Below are 21535 nucleotides of genomic sequence, written 5' to 3'. Positions count from 1 at the left end.
GCCCCGCATGCGCGGCCCTCTGTCGGCGCGTTGGGACCGCAAGGTCACGCCGTTCCTCTTCATCGCCCCGTTCTTCGCGGTGTTCGTGGTGTTCGGGGCGTTCCCGCTCGTCTACACGGCCTGGGTCTCCCTGCACGACTGGGATCTGCTCGCCGGTGACCAGGGCGGGTTCGGGCTCGCGAACTACGCCGAGCTGTTCACCGACGGCCGGTTCTACAACGCGCTGTTCAACACCACGAGCATCTTCCTGCTCGCCGCGATCCCCGAGTTCTTCCTGGCGCTCGGGATCGCGGCGCTGCTGAACCGGCCGCTGCGCGCGGCGACGTGGTGGCGCACCGGCGTGCTGCTGCCCAACGTGGTGTCGGTCGTGGCCGTGGGGCTGGTGTTCGCGCAGCTCTACAGCCGCGACTACGGCGTGGTCAACGAGGTGCTCGGCTGGTTCGGGATCGACCCGATCTCGTTCCAGGCGCGCAAGTGGTCCTCGCACCTGGCCATCGCGACGATGGTGATGTGGCGCTGGACCGGCTACAACTCGCTGATCTACCTGGCGGCGATGCAGGCCGTGCCGCAGGACCTGTACGAGGCGGCGGCGCTCGACGGTGCTTCGCGCTGGCGGTCGTTCTGGTCGGTGACGGTGCCCGGCATCCGGCCGACCATCGCGTTCACGGCCGTGGCCGGCACCGTCAACGGGCTGCAGCTGTTCGCCGAGCCGCAGCTGTTCGACGCGACGGGCTCCAGTGGCACGGGCGGTAACGACCGGCAGTTCCAGACGCTCACGATGTACCTGTACGAAAAGGGTTTCGGCAAGTTCGACGCGGGCTACGCGGCGGCGCTGTCGTGGGTGATGTTCGTGTTCTGCGTGCTGTTCGCGTTCTTCAACTACCGGCTGGTGCGCCGGTTCGTGAGCGCGCCGTGATGCCGCGGCGGCGCGCGGGCGCGTGGGTGTACGTGGTGTTGGTCGGTGTGGTCGGTGCTTCGCTGTTCCCGCTGTACTGGTCATTCGTGATCTCCACCCGCGACAACTCGGCGATCGGGGAGACCTCACCGCTGCTCCTGCCGGGCGGGCACCTGTTCGAGAACATCCGGCGCGTGTTCGACACCGTCGACTTTTGGCTGGCGATCGGCAACTCGCTGATCGTGGCCGTGACGGTGATGGTGTCCAATGTGGTCCTCGCGAGCCTGGCCGGCTTCGCGTTCGCGCGGCTGAGGTTTCCTGGCCGCAACAGTCTTTTCCTGTTCGTGGTCGGCTCGGCGATGGTGCCGGCGCAGCTCGGCGTGATCCCGCTGTACCTCGTGGTCGGCGACTTCGGCTGGTACGGGAAGCTGGAGGCGGTGATCGTGCCGGCGCTGGTGAGCGCGTTCAGTGTGTTCTGGATGCGCCAGGCGTGCGAGGGCGCGGTGGCCAGCGAGCTCGTGGACGCGGCCACTGTGGACGGTGCTTCGGTGGTGCGCACGTTCTGGCACGTGGCCCTGCCCGCGATCCGGCCGCAGGCCGCCGTGCTGGCGATGCTCACGTTCATGGCCACGTGGAACGACTACTTCTGGCCGCTGGTGGTGCTCGACCCCAACGAGACGCCGACCGTGCAGGTGGTGCTCTCGCAGCTGGCCAGCGGCTACTACACCGACTACGCGCTGATGCTCACGGGCGCGACACTCGGCGTGCTGCCGGTGATCGCGCTGTTCCTGGTTCTGGGGCGCTACATCGTGCGGGGAATCCTGAAAGGTGCTGTCCATGGCTGAGCTCGAGTTCCCGTCCGGCTTCTGGTGGGGCGCGGCGACCGCGTCGTACCAGATCGAAGGCGGGGTGACCGAGGGCGGCCGCGGACCGTCCATCTGGGACACTTACAGCGCGACGCCGGGCAAGGTCCTCAACGGCGACACCGGCGCGGTCGCGTGCGACCACTACCACCGGTACGGCACGGACGCCGCGTTGTTGTCCGAGCTGGGCCTGCCCGTTTACCGGTTCTCGGTGGCGTGGCCGCGCGTGATGCCCGACGGCCGTACCCGCAACGCCGAGGGCCTCGCGTTCTACGACCGGCTCGTCGACGAGCTCCTGAGCCGCGACATCATGCCGGTGCTCACGCTGTACCACTGGGACCTCCCGCAGGCGATCGAGGACGCGGGCGGCTGGCCTTCGCGGGACACGGCCTACCGGTTCGCCGACTACGCCGCCGTCGTCCACGACGCCCTCGGCGACCGCGTGCCCCAGTGGACGACCATCAACGAGCCGTTCTGCGCCGCGTTCCTCGGCTACGGCAGCGGCGTCCACGCGCCGGGCATCCAGGACTATGACACGGCGTTGGTCGCCGCGCACCACCTGCTGCTGGGCCACGGCCTGGCGATGCGGGCGTTGACGGAACAGGCCCGTCCCGGGCAGGACTTCTCGCTCGCGTTGAACTTCGCACCCGCGCTGGCTGACGGCGATACGGACGCCCACCGCGAAGCCGTGCGCAAGTTCGACGGCATCCACAACCGCTTCTTCCTCGACCCCGTCCTCGGCCGCGGCTACCCGCCCGACGTGATGGCCGACGTCGAACACCACGGTGGCCGGTTCGCGGCGTCCATTCAGGACGGTGACACCGACCTCATCGCCGCCGCCATCGACTGGCTCGGCGTGAACTACTACGCGCCCGCCCGCGTCGCGCCGCTGGCCGACCCGCTCGCCCCGAGCAACTGCCCGCTGCCCGGCCTGCGCGGCATGGACGTTCTGCCCGCCCGCGGCCCGCTGACGTCGTTCGGCTGGGAGCAGACGCCGTCGTCGCTCACCGATCTGCTGGTGTGGCTGAACTACCACACAGGCGGCCTGCCCCTGGTCGTCGCCGAGAACGGCGCCTCCTTCGAGGACACCGTCGTCGACGGCCGCGTCCACGACCCCGCCCGCCTCGCCTACCTCGACACCCACATCCGCGCCGTCCACGACGCCATGGCCCAGGGCGCCGACGTCCGCGGCTACCTGGCGTGGTCCCTGCTGGACAACTTCGAATGGGGCATGGGCTACACCCAGCGCTTCGGCGTCATCCACGTCGACTTCGACACGCAGGTCCGCACGATCAAGGACTCGGGCCGCTTCCTGGGCGAGGTGGCGAAGCTCAACCGATTGCCTTGATCAGCCGATCCGCCGCGCCACAGCATTCGCGACACCGGACCGCGAAGGCGACTCCAACTTACCCAGCAACCGCGCCACATGCGCCTGTACCGTTCGTCGCGGCAAAGCCAGCTCCGTCGCGATGTCCGGGTTCGACCGGCCCTCCGCCACGAGCGTCGCGATCCGGACCTCCAGCGGCGACAGCGAATCCCACCCACGTCCTGGCCGGGCGGCGGCCGCGAGCCGCCCGCCGCGGCGGACGCCGAGTTCGCGCAGGCGCTTCTCCGCGCGCTGCAAGTCCCAGCGGGCCGACAGTGACGTGTACAGCTCCGCGGCCTCGTCCAGCGCCGCGTGGGCCGCGGGCAGGTCCTCGGTCCGGGCGAGCAGCACCGCCGCGTCCTCCAGCGCCGCGGCCAGTTCCGGGCGGCGGCCGACCGAGCGGAAGTGCTCCACGGTCCGCAGCACCGGTGCCGGGTCGCCGTCGATCAGGCCGCGGCACCAGTCCGTCGCCGCGTGGGCCCGGGCCGGCTCGCGTTCCTTGGCGGCCTCTTCCTCGCACACCGCCAGCCCGCGCGACGCGAGCGCCTGGTCGCCGGCCTCCAACGCCAAGCCGACGAACATCGGCAGCCACTGGTGCCGCAACATCATCTGGGCGTACGTCGGGTTGAGGATTGGCTCGAGAACGGCCAGCGCTTCCTTGATCTCCCCGCGCTGCCACGCGACCACCGAGTTGGCCACCAGCAGGAAGTCGAAACTCTCCCGCTCGGCACCGGTCGCCGGCGCGTACTCCTCCGCCGCGTCCAGGTGCGCCGCGGCTTGCCCGCGCTCGCCGCGCCGGGCGGCGATCAGCGACGCCACGCCGTGCAGCAGCAACGCCGCCGCGCCGGGCTCCCGCAGGCCGTAGAAGGTGATCGCCGGTCCGTCTTCCGTCACGGTGTCGAGCTCGACCAGCGCCTCGTCCCAGCGCCCTTCCCAGTACCGGTGCACCGCCACCGACACCTGCAAGCCGATCGGCATCGAATGGCGCTGCGCGATCTCGCCCGCCGCCTGCAGCGTGCGGTCCGCCTCGCCGAGATGGTCGAGGTTCTGCAGCGTGAACACGCGGTTGTCCAGCAGATCCAGGTGCAGGTCGGCCAGCTCGTGCTCGTCGCCGACGGCCTCGACGGCCTCGTCGATGTGCGCCAGCGCGCTTTCGTGGTGGCGGCGCACGGAATCCACCAGCCACAACGTCTGCAACGCGTGCGCCGACAGGTACGGGTCGCCGTCGGCCTCCGCGCGGGCCTGGTGCGCGCTGGCCTCCGCGACGTCGAGGTCGTCGAGCCCACCGCGGCGGAAGTTCGCCAGCAGGTGCCGGCGCCGCACGTGCCAGATCTCGGGCAGCGCCGGATCGTCCTCGGCCTCTTCGAGCGTCTGCACGGCTAGCGCGACGGCCCCGCGCCGGAACCGCAGCGTGGCCAGCAGGTGCCGCATCTCGGCGACGTTCTCCGGATCCTGCGACAGATCAAGCGCTTGCACGGCAAGGGTTTCCGGGTTGCGCTCCAGCCGGAAGAGCACCTTCGTCAACGCGGTGATCAGCGCCTCGCGCCGCGGGTCGGAGGCCGAGCACGCAGTGAGCGCCCGCTCCAGCAGCTCCACGGCGATCAGCGGCGCTCGGTTGGTCACGGCCGTCTGGTTCTCCGTGAGCCAGTCCAGCACCCAAGGGTCCACAGTGGACGGCGCCGCCACGAGCTGCTCCGCCACCCGCTTCACGGGCGCGCCGATCCGCGCCAGCGCCTCCGCGGCCTGCCGGTGCAGGGCCGCCCGCGTGCCCGACAAGAGCCGGTTGTACAACGCCTGGCGCAGCAACGGGTGCCGGAACGCGAGCTGCGTGCCCGTGTCGATGAGGACGTTGGCCGCCACCGCTTCTTCCAGCGGTCCCAGCAGGTCCGACGGCCGGATGCCGAGCACCGCCGCGATGTCGCCGACCGCGAACTCCATGCCCAGCAACGCTCCCCAGCGCAGCACGTCCTGCGTCTCGGCCGGCAGGAAGTCGAGGCGCCGGTCGACGGCCGCCACGAGCGAGCGTGGCGTCTCGAACTCGGCGGGGTCGTCGACGTCGGCGTACCCGCTGTCCACCTCCACCGCACCCGCGCGCACGAGGACGTCGACCATTTCCTTGACGTACAACGGGTTTCCCGCGGCACGAGCGGCCAGCTCACGCAGGCCGGGGCCGGGATCCGCGCCGAGCAGCCCTTCGATCAGCCGCACGACGTCGTCGGACACCAGCGGTTCGAGGTCCAGCACCACGCCGTCGCGCGACTCGACGCCGCGGCGCAGCTGGGCGAGCTCCGCGCGGTCGGGCGCCGGCCGGGTCGCGGCCACGAGCAGCAACGGCAGCTGCCGCGTCGCCGCGCACAGCCGGTGCCACACGAGCACGCTCGACTCGTCGGCCCACTGCAGGTCGTCGACCACGAGCACCAGCGGGGCGTCGGCGCACAGCTCGTCCACCAGGGACAACAGCCGGTCGACCGCTCCGAGCACCGGGTCGCTCGAACCCCACGCGCGTTGCGTCGACCCCTCGCCCATCAGCTCCTTCGCCACGCGCGCGCGGCGCGGATCCGGTGAGGCGGCGTCGATCGCGAGGCACTCCAGCATCACCTGCAGCGGGAACCGGGTGCTCAGCTCGTCCGCCGCGACCCACGCGAGCTGTAGCCCGCCGCCGGTGGCGTGGCTGAATACGCGGGTGAGCAGCTCCGACTTCCCGATTCCCGGCTCGCCCTCGATCCACACGGCCCGGCCCCGCCCGTCGCGGACCTCGGCCAGCAGCTCGCTCAGCTGCGCCGACTCGGCTTCGCGGCCGAACAACGGGCTGTCGTCCCCGTCGTCCAGCGCCCGGCTGACGCGCGGTGGCAGCACGGAAATCGGCTCGGGGCCGGCCGCGGGCTCCGGTGCCTTCGCCTTGGGCAGGTCCAGCGCGGGATCCTGCTCCAGCACGCGCTGGTGCAGCTCCCGCAGCCGCGGTCCGGGCTCCACGCCCAGCTCCGCGCGCAGGGTGGCGCGGGCGTCGCGGAACACGTCGAGCGCGTCGGAGTGCCGGCCGCTGCGGTAGAGCGCGAGCATCAGCGGCTCGCGCACCGCCTCCCGCAGCGGGTGTTCGCCGACGAGCACTGTCAGCTCCGCGATCAGATCCTGATGGCCGCCGAGCTCCAGCACGGCAGCGGCGCGGCGCTCCAGCGTGTCGAGCCGCAGCTCGGCCAGGTGCTCGCGGTGGCGCTCGGCGAACTCGCCGGGCACGCCGGACAGCGCTTCGCCGTGCCAGAGGGCGAGCGCGGCGTCGTACTCCGCGGCGGCCTTGTCGTGATCACCGGCGGCGGCGTGCTGCTGCGCCTGCTCGCGGTGACGTTCGAACACGGCCGCGTCGAGGCCTCCGGGCTCCAGCGCGAGTGAATAGCCTCCGGCGTCGGACACGAGAACGCCCGAGGCCGCCCACTTGGTGCGCTCGGGGTCGAGCGCGCGCCGCAGCCCCGAGATGTAGGTGTGCACGCTGCCCTCGACGCTGGCGGGCGGCGAGTCGCCCCACACCCCCGCGATGAGCTCCGCGCGCGGCACGGAGCGGCCGGCGTTGACCGCGAGCATCGCGAAGATGGCACGCTGGCGCGCTGGCCCGAGCTTGATCTCGGCCGGACCCCGCCAGGCCCGCAACGGGCCGAGCACGTCCACCCGCAACCCGCTGTGCGCATCCCCTGGCATGCCGTTCCATTCGACGTACCGGTCTGACTCGACGAGCTTACCGGGAGCCGGTGATCACCCGGCATCGTACGAGTGGCCAGTATCCGGGCCCATGGCCAGTCCCGCTCAGCGGGGCGCTGTGGTGGCAAAAACGGGATCATTCCCCCGCCGCGCGGCTGCGCACGGGGGTCGCGCGGCGGATGCCGTGCGGGTGCATCCGGGTTTCGGCCCGGCGCACGTCCCAAGATGCGCCGAGCGCGGTGTAGCTGGTGAGCGCCGCACGGAACGCCGAGCGGGCCTCGTCGAGGCGGCCGTGTTCCGCCAGCAGGATCGCGGCGTCCTCGGTGGCGCGCGCGTGTTTCAGCACGCGGCCGGCGGCCTCGTAGTGCGCGGCCGCGCCGAGGATCGCGTCGGGATCACCCGCGACCAGGCCGCGGCAGTGGGCCGCGGCGGCGGTGTGCGCGGGTGGGACGTCGGAGCCGTCGGTGTCGCCGACCAGCCGTAACGCCTGGTACGCGTAGTGCGTCTCGCCCAGCTGCATCGCCAGGCGCACCAGGTCCGGCAGCCACTGCTGGCGCGCCGAAGGCGGATAACCCTGGTCCAGCAACGGGGTCAGCGCGGCGAGCGCCGCCTCCGGGTTGCCCTCCAATTCGGACAGCTGCGCCTCGGCGGCCAGCAGGTAGTCGCCGCCGTTGGGCTCGAGGCCCTGCGGCCAGTGCTGGTGCGAGGCGGCGTCGAGGTGCGCGCTCGCTTCTTCGGGCTCGTCGCGGTGGCTCGCGATCAACGCGCCGACGCCGTGCACCAGCAGCGCGGAACCGGGGCTGCGCAATACGTACGACGCCGTCTCGGCACCGCCCTTGATCACCGTGTCGAGCTCGGCCAGCGCCTCGGGCCAGCGGCCGCGCCAGTAGTAGTGCACGGCGCCCGCGAGGTGCATCTCGCCGGGCACGGCGCGGGTCGCGGCCAGCCGGCGCGCGGTGCTCAGCGGTTCGGCGGCGTCGTCGAGGCCGTCGAGCACACCGAGTTCCGACAAGTCCGGTTCGGACGTTTCGTCCACGGCCAGGCGTTCGAGCGTCGCGCGCAACGTCTCGTGCCGGCCGCGCCACATCTCGGGCACGTTCGGGTCGGAGAGCGTACGGCGGACCTCTTCGGACGCTTCGGCGAACTCGCCGCGGCGGTAGTAGATGTAGGCGAGGATCCAGCGCATCTCCGCGGCCTGCCTGCTGTCCTCGGTCCGCGCGACGACCGAGCGAGCCTCGGCTTCGGGCTCGCGGCCGAGCCAGAACAGCAGCCGCGCGAGCGTGGCCGTGAGCGGTTCGCGGGCGTCGGCGGGCAGCGAGGCCTGGGTGACCACGTGCTTGAGCAGGTCGACGGCCATGCGCGGCGCCTCGGTGGCGACGGTGCCGATGTGCGCGGTGAGCCAGCCGGTGACCCACGGGTCGACCTGCACCGGCGCGGCGGCCAGCTGCTCGGCCACGCGCTCGGGCGACGCACCCGCGCCCTGGAAGGCCTCGGCGAGCTGGCGGTGCAACGCGACGCGCATCGCGGCCGGCGTCTTTTCGTACAGCACGCGGCGCAGCAGCGGGTGGCGGAAGGCGAGCAGCTCGTCGGACTCGGTGAGCACGCCGGCCGCGAGCGCCTCCTCGACGGCGCCGACGAGCGCGGTCGCCTGCCGCTCGGTGGCGATCGCGATGTCGGAGAGCGAGAACTCCTTGCCCAGCAAGGCTGCCCAGCGCAGGACATCGCGCGTGCCGCTGGAGAGGAAGCTCAGGTACAGCGTGATGCGCGAACCCAGCGGCGCGGGGATCGTGCGGCAGCTGTTGCCGTCGACGATCGCCTGCGCGCCGTCGAGCAGGATCATCGCGTTGGAGAGCAGTGTCTCCACGATTTCCTTGGCGTAGCGCGGGTTTCCCGACGCGAACGAGATCAGCGTGCGAAGGACCTGGCCCGGCGGGGCGCCGGCGAGATCACCTGCGAGGTCGCGGATCGCGATTTCGGGCAGCGGCCCGAGCGTGAGCAGATCCGTGCCGTCGGCCGCCAGCTCCGCGCGCAGGCCGTCCAGCTCGGCGGGACGGGGGACCGGACGGCACGCGCCGATGAGCAGTAGCGGCAGCCGCCGCGTCTCGCGGCTCAGGTAGCGCCACAGGCGCAACGTCGTGTCGTCGGCCCACTGCAGGTCGTCGACCACGAGCGCGAGCGGTTCGTCCGTGCACAGCTCGCGCACGAGCCCGAGGATGCCCTCCACAGGGTCGGCGCCGGGGTTCTCGGCGAGCGCGACGGCGAGCTCCGCGCGTCGCAGATCCGACGCGCGCGGGTGCACACCCAGTGCGTCGAGCAGCGGCCGCAGGGCGAAGCGCTGGTCGAGCGCGTCGGCGGAGGCGAACAGCAGTTTGACGCCCGCGTCCTGGGCCATGGACAGGGTTTCGGCGAGCAGCGCCGTCTTGCCGATGCCGGGTTCGCCCTCGACCCACACCGAACGGCCGAGCCCGCCGGCGAGACCGGCGACGGCTTCGCGCAGCAGCAAAGTCTCGCTCGCGCGGTCGAAGAAGATCTCCGCGCGCGGCGGCAGCACCGGCAACGGGAAGCGCGGCACGCGGGCGGGCGCCGGCGCCGGCCGGGGCGCCGGAGCCGGGGTCTCGACCACGGAACCGCCGCCCAGCAGGCGTTCGTACAGCTCGCGCAGCGCCGGGCCCGGCTCGGTGCCGAAGCCCTCGATCAGCTTGTCCTGCAAGTCCGTGTACACGGCCAGCGCTTCGGTGCGACGGTCGCCGAGCGCGAGCGCTCGCATGAGCAGTCCGTGCAGCGGTTCGCGGAACGGGTGTTCGCGCGCCGACTCGAGCAGCTCGTCGACGAGCTCCAGGTGCCCGCCGTTGTCGAGCACGACCTCCGCGCGACGCTCGACCGTCGCGAGGCGCAGCTCCTCCAGCCGGGTGCGCTGCGACGCCGCGAACGGGCCGGGCAGGTTCTGCAGCGGCTCGCCGCGCCACAGCGCGAGCGCTTCGTCGAGCTTCGCCAGGGCCGGGCCGCGTTCGCCGGCCGACAGGTGGCGCTGAGCCTTTTCGCGCAGGGCCTCGAAGTGGTGCACGTCGACGGTTCCGGGCGCCACACACAGCGAGTAACCCGACCCGATGGACGCGAGCAGCTGTCGCCCGGTGCCCTTCACGCGGCCGGGCTCGAGCGCGCGGCGCAGGCCGGAGATGTAGGTGTAGATGCTGCCCTGCGCGCTGGCCGGGGGCGAGTCGCCCCACACGGCGTCGATCAGCTCTTCGCGGGAAACGGTGCGGTTGGGCGACATCGCCAGCACCGCGAGAACCGTGCGGCGGTGGGCGGAGCCGAGATCGAGTTCAGTGCCGTTCGGTTCGGCGCTGTTCAGTTCGGTGCTGTCGAGTTCTGTGCCGCCGCGCCAGGCGCGGACCGGGCCGAGCAGCCGGATCTTCGGCGCGGTGATACCGCCTGCCGCGCCGTCCGCTGCCGACATCGGTCTCCTTTCACGCGTTGACGGATCGTCACACGCCGGATGCCAGTCGTGATCTTACGCCCGAACGGGTGGTGGAGCGGGCCGGGGCCGGGTCTCACCGGCCGCCCTGAACGTCAGTCTCGGGGCGGGGTGTAACGACCACTGGGCGTGACGGCGAACACCCGGGAAACTCCGCTGCTGAGACTCCGGTGGAACGGCAGGCAAGGATATCCGAAAATCGGGCATACCACCTGGTCCCCGGTTTCGCCACCCCCCGTCGGTGGGTCACGCTCGCATGAGCTGCCCGCGCGGCACGGGCGCGGGTACTGGGGACGTGTGGTGAGGAGAGCGTCGTGAAATCGATTCCTCCGACGGTGGTGCCGGACGGTATGCGAGGTGCGGCGGGTGAGTTCGCCCGCGCCATAGACTCGGCCAACGGCCATTTGAGGCGGGTCAACAGCGAGATGGCGGCGCTGCAGGCGTCGTGGCGGGGCGACGCTTCGGTGCGCTTCGGCCAGGCGATGAACGACTGGGAACAGCAGTACGACCTCATCCTGGGCCGGCTCGCCGACCTGCTTGTGGTCACCGGCGGCGCGGCGGACGCGCGCCCGGCCGCCGACGAGCGGGCGACGCCGTGGACGGGTGGCCTGAGCGGGATATGAGTCCAGGGCGTTTCGACTTCACCGACGCCGACGAGATCCTCGACCGGATGGGCAGGACGACCGGCGGGATCCGGGCCGTGCTGGCGGAGCTGGAGTCCACTGTGGAACGGGATATGGCGGGCTGGACGCCGGAGGCGCAGGCGCGCTACTGGGCGGCCAAGCAGGCCTGGACCGAGGCCGTCGGCCGCATGCCCGACTGCGTCGAGCGGGCGCGGGAGGCGTTCCGGGAGATCGCCGGCAATTCCGGCGCGGCGGGGCCGGGCGCGTGCGGGGTGTGCACCGAGGTGTGAAGGCCGGCGTGAAGGTCGGCGTGAAGCCCGGGCCGACGGGCGGCTCAACCCTGCCGTCAAGACCCTCGTGAAGCGGCTCGTAGAGGGCGTTGAACTGCGGTTATAGGGAAATTCTTCACGATCGCGGCGGGCATGAAGAATCTTGGTAAGAAAACGTGAAGTCGTCCGCGCGAGACTTATCACCGTCAACCTGGAGTGGTGGTAGGAGATCTCGTGAAGCTCGTGAAAGTCGCTGTTCTCGCCTCGGACCCGATCACCAAGGCCGGCGCCGCGAGTCTGCTGGGTACCCGCGCCGAGCTGCAGGTCCTCCCCGAGGACTCGGCCGCGCAGGCCGACGTGGTCCTCGTGATGGAGGAGCACGTGACCGATCGCGTGCTGTCGCGGGTCAAGGAGCTGGGCCGCGAGTCCGAGCAGCTGGCCGGACCGGACCTCGTCATCGTCGCCGACCACTTCCGGGAGAGCGACCTGATGACCGCCATCGAGTGCGGCGTCGTCGCGATCCTGCCGCGCCGCGAGACCGGTGGCGCTGAACTGGTGTCCGCCGTGCTCGCCGCCGGCGACGGCACCGCCAGCCTGCCGCCGCGCCTGCAGGGCGCGCTGCTCGGCCAGGTCCAGCGCATGCGCCGCGACGTGCTCGAGCCCAACGGCCTCACCCTGTCCGGCCTCGCCGCCCGCGAGTGCGACGTGCTGCGGCTCGTCGCCGAGGGCTACGGCACGGAGGAGATCGCGACGAAGCTCTGCTACTCGGAGCGGACCGTGAAGAACGTCCTCTACGGCCTGATGACCCGTTGCGGCCTCAACAACCGCGCTCACGCCGTGGCCTACGCCCTGCGTGCCGGCGCCATCTGAGCCACTCTCGCCGGGCGGCGACCAGCGCGGTGTCGCCGCCCTTGTTCCGGGCCTTCTCCCTTTACAAGGGGGGAGGCCCTTTTGCGTGGTGGTGGTTCAGACGTCCAGGACGCGCAGGCAGAGGCGGCGCAGGATGGCGCGCAAGTCGTCGTCGGAGAGGTGGTCCAGTCCTCGCAGCGCGGGGCCGAGCTCGGTGGCCGTCCAGTAGGCGGCGGTCTGGTCGGGCGTCGGGTGGTCGCCGAAGAGCAGGCGCAGGCCGCGCCGGGCCTGGTCGTCGAGCGCCTGACCGATGCTCTCGTGCCGCCGCGCGCCCGGGTCGGTGCGGTTGAGCGGCGAGACGGACCGGTGGGCCACGACCTGGTCCACGAAACCGTCGACGAGCAGCTCGCGCCGCTGCTGTCCGGTTTGGACCTTCGCGGCCGCATCGAGGAGTTCGTCGAACGCCGTGATGCTGCTCTGCAGGAGAGCCGCGAGGATGTCGGCCTTCGAGCGGAAGTAGTAGTAGACGTTGGCTTTCGTGACGCCCATGGTGTCGGCGATCAGCTGCAGCGACGTGGCGTCGAACCCGTGCTCGGCGAACAGCTCCCGCGCCGTGGCGAGCACGGCCCGCCTGGTCTTCTCGGCTTGCTCGGCCCGGGAGGGTGACACCCGGCGATGCTAACCCACGGCATTCGGTGCGGGGATGGACTACAGTGGTTTCATTAGCCGCACGGCTAATGAGCTTCGAGGAGAGACTCATGCGCGTACTGGTGACCGGCGGGACCGGCTACGTCGCCGGCTGGTGCCTCGTCGAGCTGCTGCGGCGTGGCTACGACGTGCGGACGACGGTGCGTTCGGCCGCCAAGGAAGCCGCGGTGCGCCGCGCGGTCGGCAGCGAGATCGACCCCGGTGACCGGCTGGAGGTCGTGGTCGCCGACCTGACGTCCGACGCCGGCTGGGCCGAGGCGGTGGCCGGCTGCACCTACGTGCTGCACGTCGCTTCGCCGCTGGGCGGCGACGGTTCGCGTGACCCCGACGCGTTCATCGGCCCCGCGCGCGACGGTGCGCTGCGAGTGCTGAAGGCCGCGACCGAGGCCGGGGTGTCGCGAGTCGTGATGACGTCCTCGCTGGCCGCCGCCGCGCCGCCGATCGGCACGCGCAGCGCCGAGGTGTTCGACGAGACCCGGTGGACCGACCCCGACGACCGCCGCCTCAACCCGTACCGCCGCTCCAAGGCTGTGGCCGAGCGCGCGGCGTGGGACTTCATCGAGTCCGCCGGCGGTGGCACTTCGCTGGCGACGGTGCTGCCGGGCGCGATCCTCGGCCCGGTGCTGGAAGGCCAGGCGCTCGGCTCTGTGCAGCTGATCGGCGCACTGCTCGACGGCCGCCTCCCCGGCGTCCCGCGGCTCGGCTACAGCGTCACCGACGTCCGTGACCTCGCCGATCTCCACCTTCGAGCCATGCTCGCGCCCGAGGCCGCGGGCGAGCGGTTCGTCGCCGTCGGCGAGTTCCTGTGGCTGCGCGAGGCGGCGCGCGAGATCCGCGCGAAGCTCGGCCCCGACGCCGCCAAGGTGCCCACGCGCGGTCTGCCCGACTTCGTGCTGCGCGGTTTCGCGCTCGTCAACGCCGGCGTGCGCGAGGTGGCGCCGGACCTCGGCCGGAAGAACGTGTACACCTCGGCCAAGGCGCAGAAGCTGCTCGGCTGGCAGCCCCGGCCCGCTGCCGCGACCGTCGTCGACTGCGCGCGGAGTCTTGTCGCTGTCCACTGAGGACGGTTAGGGTGCGAATCATGGTGCAGACTGCGGTGGAGATCGCGCGCGCGGTGCGCGCCGGTGAGCTGGATCCCGTCCAGGTGACCAAGGAAGCCCTCGCCCGCATCGCGGCGGCCGACGGCGTGGTCGGCGCGTTCCGGCGCGTGCGTGCGGCGGAGGCCCTCGCGGAGGCGGCGGAGGTCGCCGCCCGCCCGGACCTGCGTGATTTGCCCTTGGCGGGTGTTCCGGTGGCGGTGAAGGACGTCACGGAGGTCGCCGGCGAATACGCGGGCTGGGGCTCGGTCGCCGGCCCGCAGACACCATTTTCTTCCGACGGGGTGATCGCCGCCCGCCTGCGCGCGGCGGGCGCCGTGATCGTCGGCCTCACCCGCGTGCCCGAGCTCTGCCTGTACCCGATGAGCGACGACCCCACCGGCGTCTCCCGCAACCCGTGGGAACCCGCGTACACGGCCGGCGGCTCCTCGGGCGGCAGCGCGGCCGCTGTCGCCGCCGGCCTCGTCCCCATCGCCCACGGCACCGACGGCCTCGGCTCCGTGCGCCTGCCCGCCGCCATGTGCGGCCTCGTCGGCCTCAAGCCCGGCCGCGGCGTCGTCCAGGAGCCCATCGAGGGCTGGTACGGCATGTCCACGCACGGCCCGCTGGCCACCACCACCGCCGACGCGGCCTTGCTGATGTCCGTGCTGGGCGAGCAACCTTCGCTGGCCGAGGTTCCGGTGCCCGGCCCGCAACGCATCGCCTTCTCCACCCAGGTCCCCGTCACGCGCGCCCCGCTCCCGCGCCCGCTCGGCCAGGCCGTCACCCAAGCCTCGACGTTGCTGACTGGTTTTGGTCATTCGCTGACGGAAGCCACCCCCGCCTACGGCTTCGACACCATGCTCGCCCTCGTCGCCCGCTGGTTCGCCGGCCCCGCCTCCCAAGCCGACGCGGAGTTCACCTTCCGCCACCTCCAGCCCCGCACCCGCGCCCACGTCCGCCTGGGCCACCTCACACGCGCCCTCGTCCGCGACCGCTCCCGCACCGCGTGGATCTCCCGCGCCGAGGCGTTCTTCGCGTCCCACGACGTCCTCATCACCCCGACGCTCGCCACGCTGCCCCCGAAAGCCCAGCGCTGGCACCGCCGCTCCTGGCTCGCGAACGCCCTGCCGGCCGTCCGCGTCGCCGACTTCACGGGCTTCTGGAACCTCGCGGGCTTCCCCGCCCTCTCCGTCCCCGTCGGCCACCACCCGACCCTCGACCTCGCCACCTCGGTCCAGCTCATCGCCCCACCCGGCGCCGAATCGCTGCTGTTGGGTCTCGCGGCTCAACTCGAGGCGGCCAACCCCTGGCCCCGCAGCCGCTGACCCCGGCCCGGTGGTGACATGGCCCCGGTGGTGACGTGGCCTCGCCGGCGACGTAGCTCGGTGGTGACATGCCCCCGCCCTCCCTGGGGGGCGTCCCACGTCCAGTCTATCGGCCACCCCCGACAAAACCCGCTGGTAGCAAGGAAATCCGGCATTTCCTGTGGATAGGCGGCTGCCTGTGGACAACTGCGGGACGGGGGTTGACAGAGGCTCGCGCGGCCACTGCGAGAAACGACGAAGGCCGCTTCCCCAGTCGAGGGGGAGCGGCCTTCGGTCGTGAAGTGCGGGTCAGGAGTTGGACTTGCCCGCCGCCTGGGAGACCGGCTGAGGTGTGGAGCCCTTGGCGTTCTCGGTGGGCTTCGCGGCGGTGGCGGCGATGCCGTTTGCCGGTGTGGGCTTGGGCTTCACCGTCGGGGCCGGGGTGGTCGGGGAGTCGACCGAGACGACCTCAGGCTTCGGCTTCGGGACCGGAACGGGCTTCAGTGCGGGTGCCGGCGCGGCAGCGGGCTTGGCAGAAGCAGCCGGGGCGGGCGCTGGCTTGGCAGCAGCAGCAGCAGCGGGCGCGGCAGCGGGCTTGGCAGCAGCAGGCTTGGCAGCAGCCGGGGCAGGCGCAGGAGCGGCGGGCTTGGCAGAAGCAGCAGACTTGCCCGACACAGAAGAAGCAGCCGGATCATCCCCACCCACCAGCTTCGACGCCGACGGGATCACCGACTCCACCGGAAGCGCCGCCAGCAGGGTCTCGCTGCTCTTCAGCACCTCGTCCGCCATCGCCAGGTTCTTGCGCGCCTGCTCGCGGATCTCGGCGAGGCGTTCGACCTTGCGGGTCGCCGCGGTGGTGCGCTGGGCGGCCTGCGTGGTGGCTTCGTCGAGGCGCCGCTTGGCTTCCGTGGTGGCGTCGTCGACGCGGCGCTTGGCCTCGGTCGTCGCCTCGGCGATGCGGCGTTCGGCCTGGTTCTTGCTCGCCGTGCGCTGGTCGGCGATCAGCTTCTCGTGCGCGGTGCGCTCGGCGGTGATCTTCGAGTCGAAGTCGCGCTCGATCTTGCGGCGCTTGCGCTCGGCTTCGTTGTCGAGGAGTTCCCGGCGTTGCGCCGCCTCGACGGTGAGCCGCTGCACCTCGGCGCGCGTCTCCTTCAAAGCCGCTTCGTGCTCGGAGTGCAGCGCCTCGGCCTGCGTGTCGAGCTCCGAGACCAAACGCGTGTAGCGCTCGCGCAGCTTCGTCGACGCCTCGGTGGACGAAGCCCAGTGCTTCTCGGCCGCCACCTGCGCGCGCTTGGTGATCTCGTCGGCGCGCGCCTGCGCGAGCTGCACCGTGCGCTGCATGCGCTCGTCCAGGTCCTCGAGCCGCTCGGGCGGCTTCATCAGCTCCTCGACGCGGCCCTGCAGCTTGGTCACCTCGCCGCGCGCGGCCTCAAGCTCGCGCGCCAGCGTGGCGACCTGGGTCGCCGCCGCGTCGCGATCACTGAGCAGCCGGCGCAGCTGCGCCTCGATGTGATCGAGGTACTGGCGCACCTCGTTGCGGTCGAAGCCGTGCCAGGCTTGGGTGTACTCGCGCCGCAGGGGCAGGAGGCCGTTGTCTCGCTCGGGAACCATGGGCCCGACCGTACCCGCGCACATTGTGTCGTCGGCGTCAGGACTGGTGATTCACCGCCACGTGTCGGGCCCTACCTGGTGATCGTCCCCTGAACGGCCTCACCCTCGAAACGCACCGTGACTACCAGTGGAACCCGCGCGACAGCCGGGCCAGCGCCATCGCCGCCCGCGACAGGTGTTTCTCGCCACGGCCGATCTTGAGCCGGCCCGAGCCGCCGGCCGCCGTCGAGTCGGGGAAGATGCGGAAACCCTGGTACGCGATCGCGTCGGTGAGGCCCGGCGCCAGCGTGTAGGTGAGCCCGATGGCCTGCCCCGCCGGCGTGCCGATGTGCTTGGGCCGCTGGATCAGCGCCTTCATGACCATGTCGGCCGCCTGCTCCGGCGACTTCGTGGGGAACGCGTCGTAGATCTTCGTCGGCCGGATCATCGGCGTGCGCACCAGCGGCATGTGGATCGTGGTGAACGTGATGCCGTCACCGTGCGTCTCGGTCGCGGCGATTCGCGAGAAGTAGTCGAGCGCGGCCTTCGACGCGGCGTACGCGGAGAACCGCGGCGCGATGCCCTGCACGCCGATCGACGAAACATTCACGATGTGCCCGAACTTCCGCTCCGACATGTGCGGCAGCACCGCGAGGATCAGCCGCACCGCGCCGAAGTAGTTGATCGCCATCGCGCGCTCGTAGTCGTGGATCCGGTCGTACGACAGCTTGATCGACCGGCGGATCGAGCGCCCGGCGTTGTTCACGAGCATGTCGATCCGGCCGTGCTCGGCCAGCATCGCGTCCACGGCCTTGTGCACCGACTCCTCGTCGGTCAGGTCCGCCGGGTACACCGACGCCGTGCCGCCGGCCGCGATGATCTCGTCGCGCACCTCTTCCAGCTCGTGCTGCCGCCGCGCCACGAGCAGCGGTACGCCGCCCGCCGCCGCGACCTTCAGCGCCGTCGCTCGCCCGATGCCCGAAGACGCGCCGGTGATGATCACGCGCCGCCCGTCCAGCTCACCGCGCGGGCCGTGCTTCCGGGCGCGGAACGGGTCGAGGTGCTCGCGCCAGTAGCGCCACAGCGTGGCCGCGTAGTCCTCGAGCCGCGGCACCTCCACGCCCGTGCCCGCCAGCGCCTTGCGCGTCTCGGTCGACGCGAACACCGACGGGAACGCCATCGTCTCCAGCAGCACCGGCGGGATGCCGAGGCGCTCCATCACCGCGTCGCGCGCGATCGTGAAGCCGGGGATGTGCTCGCCGAGCTTCACCAGCCCGACGAGCCCCTTGGACACGCCCTCGCCCAGCTGCGCAGTGATCGTCGGTGCGCCCGCAGATCGCGCGAACGCGTTGTACACCGACACCACCGGCTGCGGCTCGGGGTTCACGAGGTGGAAGGCGCGCCCGTCGAGGCCCGGCGTGGTCACCAGCTCCAGCAGCGCCTTGGCCACGTAGTCGACCGGCACCACGTTGGTGTCGCCGAGGTCCGGCCCGACGATCGGCACGTCGGGCAGCCCGGCGAGCTTGCTGATGGCCGGGAAGAGGTAGTACGGGCCGTCGATCTTGTCCATCTCGCCGGTCTTCGAGTCACCGACCACCACGGCGGGCCGGTACACGCGCCACGGCACCTCGTGCTGCTCGCGCACCAGCTTCTCGGCCTCGAACTTCGTGCGGTGGTACGGCGTGATCAGCCGCTGCCCGACGTCGAACATGTCCTCGGTGAACAGGCCCTCGTGATCACCGGCCACGGCCACCGACGACACGTGGTGCAGCCCGCCGGCGCGCAGGTCCGCGGCGAGGTCGACGACGTGCTGCGTACCGTCCACATTGGCCTTGATGCTGGTCTCGTCGTCGGCGGTGATGTCGTAGAGCGCGGCCAGGTGCACCACGTGGTCGACACCGCGCAGGTCGGCGCGGTCCTCCTCGGACACGTCCAGCATCGGTTCGGCGAGGTCGCCGGTCACGAGCGTCACGCGGTCCGCGTGCGGCCACCCGTCGACCAGCTTCGCCAGCTTCTCCCTCGACGACGCGCGCACCACGAGGGCGACGCGTTCCGCGTCCGGCCGCATGAGCAGCAGCCGGGTGAACTGGCGGCCGATCAACCCGGTCGCACCCGTCACCAAGAACGTCGCCATCTCCATCACCCTCCGCCGTACAACGCTGGACCCTTGCCGCATTCTGCTGCATGGAAGCCGCGCTGACCACAGCGCGCCCGAGTGATGTTACTCGCTAGTAACTTGTGGCGAAACCCGGGTCCGGCAGGTCGGAGGCACCTTTTCCGGCGACGGTGTCCCGATGAGCGGCACGAAGTGACCGTTCGCGACACCCGCCGCATGGTGCGAACGGTCCCCTCGCACCACGTGAACTGCACGCCGTTGCTTGCCACGTAGGAGAAAAAGGCAGAAAAACCGGTGCCCCGGCGAAATCCCGCCGGGGCACCCTCGTCGAATAGCGTCGAATAGCGTCGAATAGCACGGTCGAAAAACGCGGTGAAAAACTCGGTGAAAAACTCGGTGAAAAGGATCAGACCGGATCCGCGATGACGACCCGGTTCTCCTCGTACCCGTCGATCCCGCCGACCCACCGGCCGCCACAGGTCACGAGCACCACCCGGTGCGGCCCCGCCTGCCCGAAGAGATCGTCGGCGCGGGCCGGCAGATCGTCTTTGTGCACGGTGACCAGCTGCGAGATCCGGTATTTCGAGGTCTTCCCCGAACTGTCCACAATGGTCACTTCGCCGCCGATGCGCTCGTTCCACAGTTCGGCGAACGGCCCCGTCGCGCCCTTCCAGTTCACGTGCCCCGCGAAGACGCTGGCGCCGCTCACCGCGTCGAGCGCGGCGCCCCACCAGGCCGCCTGCCCGATGTCCGAGGGCACCGGCAGCGTGTTGCCCGGCCCGAGGCCCTGGCGCACCATCGCGGCCGTCCCGCCGCCCGGCAGCCGGAGCGTGCCCGGCTTCTGCGGCGCGAGCGGGGGCTGCTTGTGCTCCACCGGCGCGGCGGGGGGTGGCCCGGCCGGCGCGGTGGACGACGGTGGTGGAGGTGGCGCCGAAGACGGCGCCTCCGAAGGCGCAGCCGGCCGCAAACCCGCGAGGGCGGCGGGGGCCGGCTGAGCACTCCCGGCCACCACCGCCATCGGGGGTGCGCTGATCACGACGGTGGCGAGCTCCACCACGAGAACGCTCGCCGCGCCGAGGACGAAACCGGTGATCAACCGGCTCTTGCGTGCCATACCCGTTCCGCTCTCACTACCTCCGGGACGCGCGCCGCGCGGCGAACCCGACCAGACCCGAACCGACGAGCGCGAGCACCGCGAGGCCGATCAGCCCCGGCGCGGAGAAGCTCGTCTCGACGGCACCCTTCGCCATCGCCACCGGCTGGTCGCCCGCGGGGATCGCGTGGGGGACCTCGTTCGGCGTGTTGGCGACGGTGAGCGCCAGTGTGTCGGCCGGCTTCAGCGAGCCGCACACCGAGGGCGGGTTCTTCGGGTCGAACGCGTTCTCGTAGCCCGGCGGTGCGTTGACCTCGACGACGCAGATGTCCTGCGGCGCCAGCAGGTTGTCCACGGTCACCGCACCGGTGTCGCCGGCGGTCGTGACGACCACGGGCCGGCCGTCGGGGCCGTTGAGCGGCTTGCCGTCCTGCCCGGTGGCGGCGGTCTTCTTGTCCTTGCCGGTGATCCGCAGCGTCGCGCCGCCGATGCCCTTGCCGGTCTTCGCGTCGGTCTTGGTCACCTGGACCTTGCCCGGCTTCGCGACGGCGACGACGCCTTCCGCCGTCAGCGTCTTCTCGCCGCCGGTGGACACCACGTTCTGGATGCCGGTGTTCACCGGTTTCTGAACGTACGGCCGGTCGGCCGGGGCCGAGAGCGACGTCGCGAGCTTCGGCTGGTCACCGGTCGGCGTGAGCTTCACCGAGATCGTGCCGTCAGCGCCCGTCTTGAGCGTGGTCTCCGTCTGCGCGCCCTGGACGGTGGCGCTGCCGCCGGCCGTGTCGGTGGCCTGGGCGTCGTCCTGCGAGTCGGAGTCGGTGCCGGTGGTCAGCGTCGCGTCGGTGGCGTCGAGCTTGACCGCGACGTCCGGGACGCCGGTGCCCTTGGCGTTCTTCACGGTGACCGTCCAGGTCGCCGCGGCGCCGAGGTGCTGGTCTTCCTTCGGCGGCGTGACCGAGGCGGTCCACGGGCCGCGGTTGGCCTCGGCGTCGGTGGTCAGCTTGGCGACGTCGTCGTACGCCGTGGGGGCCTTGTCCTTCAGCCCCTGCAGGTGCATGTCGATGTCGTAGCCGATCTTGTCCGCGGGCAGCGCCTCGTTGAGGTCGTCGTGCCCGGGCCGCGGCGCGGAGGTCCACGAGTGCAACAGGTGCGCGAGCGCGGCGGCGATGTTCGCGTCCTTGGTGTCGCCGTAGCGCAGCAGCAGGTACGAGATGTTGGCCGCCTTGTCGGCGGGGATCTCGTCGCCCCACTTGGTGAGCAGCTTGTCGCCGGGCTTGTACGTCTCGTTCGAGTCCGGTGCCTTCAGCTGGAAGCTGACGCAGAACACCTGCTTGCCGGCGACGAGGTAGGACCCGAGCCAGTTGCCGCTGTGGTCCTTGTTGTCGAACCGCTGGGCCGGGACCTCGACCCCGATGCCCTGCTGGGTCGCGGCGTCGGCGGCGGTCGGGCCGAGTGCGGTGAGGGAGAGTGCGCCGAGCACGGCCGTGGCGACCAGACCGGCGGCCGCGCGCAGGCGAGCGCGCGGGCGTGAAGACCACCCCATGGTGTGTTGACTCCTTCAACAGGCTCTGCCGTGACGCCTCTGCGTCGACGCAGGTCACCCGATCGAACAACT

Annotated in this window: 15 protein-coding genes; 8 read left to right on the top strand and 7 right to left on the bottom strand. The window is 71.5% G+C overall.

Going from position 1 to position 21535, the window contains the following annotated elements; translation table 11 throughout:
- Window positions 1-7: 7 nt before the first annotated feature.
- Genes AB0H62_RS43790 through AB0H62_RS43780 form a run of 3 tightly spaced genes read left to right on the top strand, consistent with a single transcriptional unit; the run spans window position 8 to window position 3106 of the window.
- Entirely contained in the window at window positions 8-916 is a 909-nt protein-coding gene (locus AB0H62_RS43790; RefSeq protein WP_220244153.1) for a sugar ABC transporter permease, read from the top strand.
- Window positions 913-1740 carry a carbohydrate ABC transporter permease gene (locus tag AB0H62_RS43785; protein ID WP_220244152.1) on the top strand — a complete coding sequence of 276 codons (828 nt, stop codon included), beginning with the start codon at window positions 913-915 and terminating at the stop codon, window positions 1738-1740. The genes AB0H62_RS43790 and AB0H62_RS43785 overlap by 4 nt, the downstream gene beginning before the upstream one ends.
- Entirely contained in the window at window positions 1733-3106 is a 1374-nt protein-coding gene (locus AB0H62_RS43780; RefSeq protein ID WP_360592210.1) for a GH1 family beta-glucosidase, read from the top strand. The genes AB0H62_RS43785 and AB0H62_RS43780 overlap by 8 nt, the downstream gene beginning before the upstream one ends.
- Here AB0H62_RS43780 and AB0H62_RS43775 read toward each other — a convergent pair whose 3' ends face one another.
- The gene (locus AB0H62_RS43775; protein ID WP_360592209.1) at window positions 3107-6814 is read right to left on the bottom strand and encodes a BTAD domain-containing putative transcriptional regulator; all 3708 of its coding nucleotides are present in this window, start codon (window positions 6812-6814) and stop codon (window positions 3107-3109) included. It lies immediately after the preceding gene.
- 136 nt (window positions 6815-6950) lie between these two features.
- Entirely contained in the window at window positions 6951-10271 is a 3321-nt protein-coding gene (locus AB0H62_RS43770; protein ID WP_360592208.1) for a BTAD domain-containing putative transcriptional regulator, read from the bottom strand.
- Window positions 10272-10603: 332 nt separating this feature from the next.
- On the opposite strand from AB0H62_RS43770, the gene AB0H62_RS43765 reads away from it, so the two are divergent.
- The 3 genes from AB0H62_RS43765 to AB0H62_RS43755 all read left to right on the top strand — a co-directional run bounded on the left by AB0H62_RS43765 (window position 10604) and on the right by AB0H62_RS43755 (window position 12051).
- Window positions 10604-10912: a WXG100 family type VII secretion target gene (locus AB0H62_RS43765; RefSeq protein WP_255638442.1), complete on the top strand. Its 309-nt coding sequence runs from the start codon at window positions 10604-10606 to the stop codon at window positions 10910-10912.
- Window positions 10909-11202, top strand: coding sequence for a hypothetical protein (locus tag AB0H62_RS43760; protein ID WP_220244149.1), 294 nt, complete (start codon window positions 10909-10911; stop codon window positions 11200-11202). The genes AB0H62_RS43765 and AB0H62_RS43760 overlap by 4 nt, the downstream gene beginning before the upstream one ends.
- A gap of 213 nt (window positions 11203-11415) precedes the next feature.
- Window positions 11416-12051, top strand: a complete 636-nt coding sequence (locus AB0H62_RS43755; RefSeq protein WP_354864277.1) for a response regulator transcription factor — start codon at window positions 11416-11418, stop codon at window positions 12049-12051.
- 96 nt (window positions 12052-12147) lie between these two features.
- On the opposite strand, the gene AB0H62_RS43750 is transcribed toward AB0H62_RS43755, so the two are convergent.
- The gene (locus AB0H62_RS43750; protein ID WP_220244147.1) at window positions 12148-12699 is read right to left on the bottom strand and encodes a TetR/AcrR family transcriptional regulator; all 552 of its coding nucleotides are present in this window, start codon (window positions 12697-12699) and stop codon (window positions 12148-12150) included.
- A gap of 89 nt (window positions 12700-12788) precedes the next feature.
- Between AB0H62_RS43750 and AB0H62_RS43745 the strand changes: the two genes are divergently transcribed.
- Both AB0H62_RS43745 and AB0H62_RS43740 read left to right on the top strand, forming a co-directional pair.
- Window positions 12789-13799 carry an aldehyde reductase gene (locus AB0H62_RS43745; RefSeq protein ID WP_360592207.1) on the top strand — a complete coding sequence of 337 codons (1011 nt, stop codon included), beginning with the start codon at window positions 12789-12791 and terminating at the stop codon, window positions 13797-13799.
- Between the two features lie 20 nt (window positions 13800-13819).
- Complete coding sequence (locus tag AB0H62_RS43740; protein WP_360592206.1) at window positions 13820-15142, top strand: amidase family protein; 1323 nt, start codon at window positions 13820-13822, stop codon at window positions 15140-15142.
- A 288-nt stretch (window positions 15143-15430) separates the two neighbouring features.
- Here the strand turns inward: AB0H62_RS43740 and AB0H62_RS43735 are convergent, their stop codons facing one another.
- The 4 genes from AB0H62_RS43735 to AB0H62_RS43720 all read right to left on the bottom strand — a co-directional run bounded on the left by AB0H62_RS43735 (window position 15431) and on the right by AB0H62_RS43720 (window position 21463).
- Complete coding sequence (locus tag AB0H62_RS43735) at window positions 15431-16732, bottom strand: cell division protein DivIVA (protein ID WP_360592205.1); 1302 nt, start codon at window positions 16730-16732, stop codon at window positions 15431-15433.
- 121 nt (window positions 16733-16853) lie between these two features.
- Window positions 16854-18845, bottom strand: coding sequence for an SDR family oxidoreductase (locus AB0H62_RS43730; protein ID WP_360592204.1), 1992 nt, complete (start codon window positions 18843-18845; stop codon window positions 16854-16856).
- Between the two features lie 388 nt (window positions 18846-19233).
- Window positions 19234-19941 (bottom strand): class F sortase, encoded by a 708-nt coding sequence (locus AB0H62_RS43725; RefSeq protein ID WP_360592203.1) that lies wholly within the window; start codon window positions 19939-19941, stop codon window positions 19234-19236.
- A gap of 16 nt (window positions 19942-19957) precedes the next feature.
- The gene (locus AB0H62_RS43720; protein WP_360592202.1) at window positions 19958-21463 is read right to left on the bottom strand and encodes a hypothetical protein; all 1506 of its coding nucleotides are present in this window, start codon (window positions 21461-21463) and stop codon (window positions 19958-19960) included.
- Window positions 21464-21535: the final 72 nt, after the last annotated feature.

It is taken from the genome of Amycolatopsis sp. NPDC050768, assembly GCF_040654155.1.
Taxonomy (GTDB): domain Bacteria; phylum Actinomycetota; class Actinomycetes; order Mycobacteriales; family Pseudonocardiaceae; genus Amycolatopsis.
This window is presented reverse-complemented; position numbering and strand designations above follow the sequence as displayed.

Excerpts from the sequence above, each read along its gene's own strand:
- AB0H62_RS43790 (WP_220244153.1), top strand. The coding sequence starts at position 8 with ATGCGCGGCCCTCTGTCGGCGCGTTGGGACCGCAAGGTCACGCCGTTC.
- AB0H62_RS43780 (WP_360592210.1), top strand. The coding sequence starts at position 1,733 with ATGGCTGAGCTCGAGTTCCCGTCCGGCTTCTGGTGGGGCGCGGCGACC.
- AB0H62_RS43775 (WP_360592209.1), bottom strand. The coding sequence starts at position 6,814 with ATGCCAGGGGATGCGCACAGCGGGTTGCGGGTGGACGTGCTCGGCCCG.
- AB0H62_RS43770 (WP_360592208.1), bottom strand. The coding sequence starts at position 10,271 with ATGTCGGCAGCGGACGGCGCGGCAGGCGGTATCACCGCGCCGAAGATC.
- AB0H62_RS43760 (WP_220244149.1), top strand. The coding sequence starts at position 10,909 with ATGAGTCCAGGGCGTTTCGACTTCACCGACGCCGACGAGATCCTCGAC.
- AB0H62_RS43745 (WP_360592207.1), top strand. The coding sequence starts at position 12,789 with ATGCGCGTACTGGTGACCGGCGGGACCGGCTACGTCGCCGGCTGGTGC.
- AB0H62_RS43740 (WP_360592206.1), top strand. The coding sequence starts at position 13,820 with ATGGTGCAGACTGCGGTGGAGATCGCGCGCGCGGTGCGCGCCGGTGAG.
- AB0H62_RS43735 (WP_360592205.1), bottom strand. The coding sequence starts at position 16,732 with ATGGTTCCCGAGCGAGACAACGGCCTCCTGCCCCTGCGGCGCGAGTAC.
- AB0H62_RS43730 (WP_360592204.1), bottom strand. The coding sequence starts at position 18,845 with ATGGCGACGTTCTTGGTGACGGGTGCGACCGGGTTGATCGGCCGCCAG.
- AB0H62_RS43725 (WP_360592203.1), bottom strand. The coding sequence starts at position 19,941 with ATGGCACGCAAGAGCCGGTTGATCACCGGTTTCGTCCTCGGCGCGGCG.
- AB0H62_RS43720 (WP_360592202.1), bottom strand. The coding sequence starts at position 21,463 with ATGGGGTGGTCTTCACGCCCGCGCGCTCGCCTGCGCGCGGCCGCCGGT.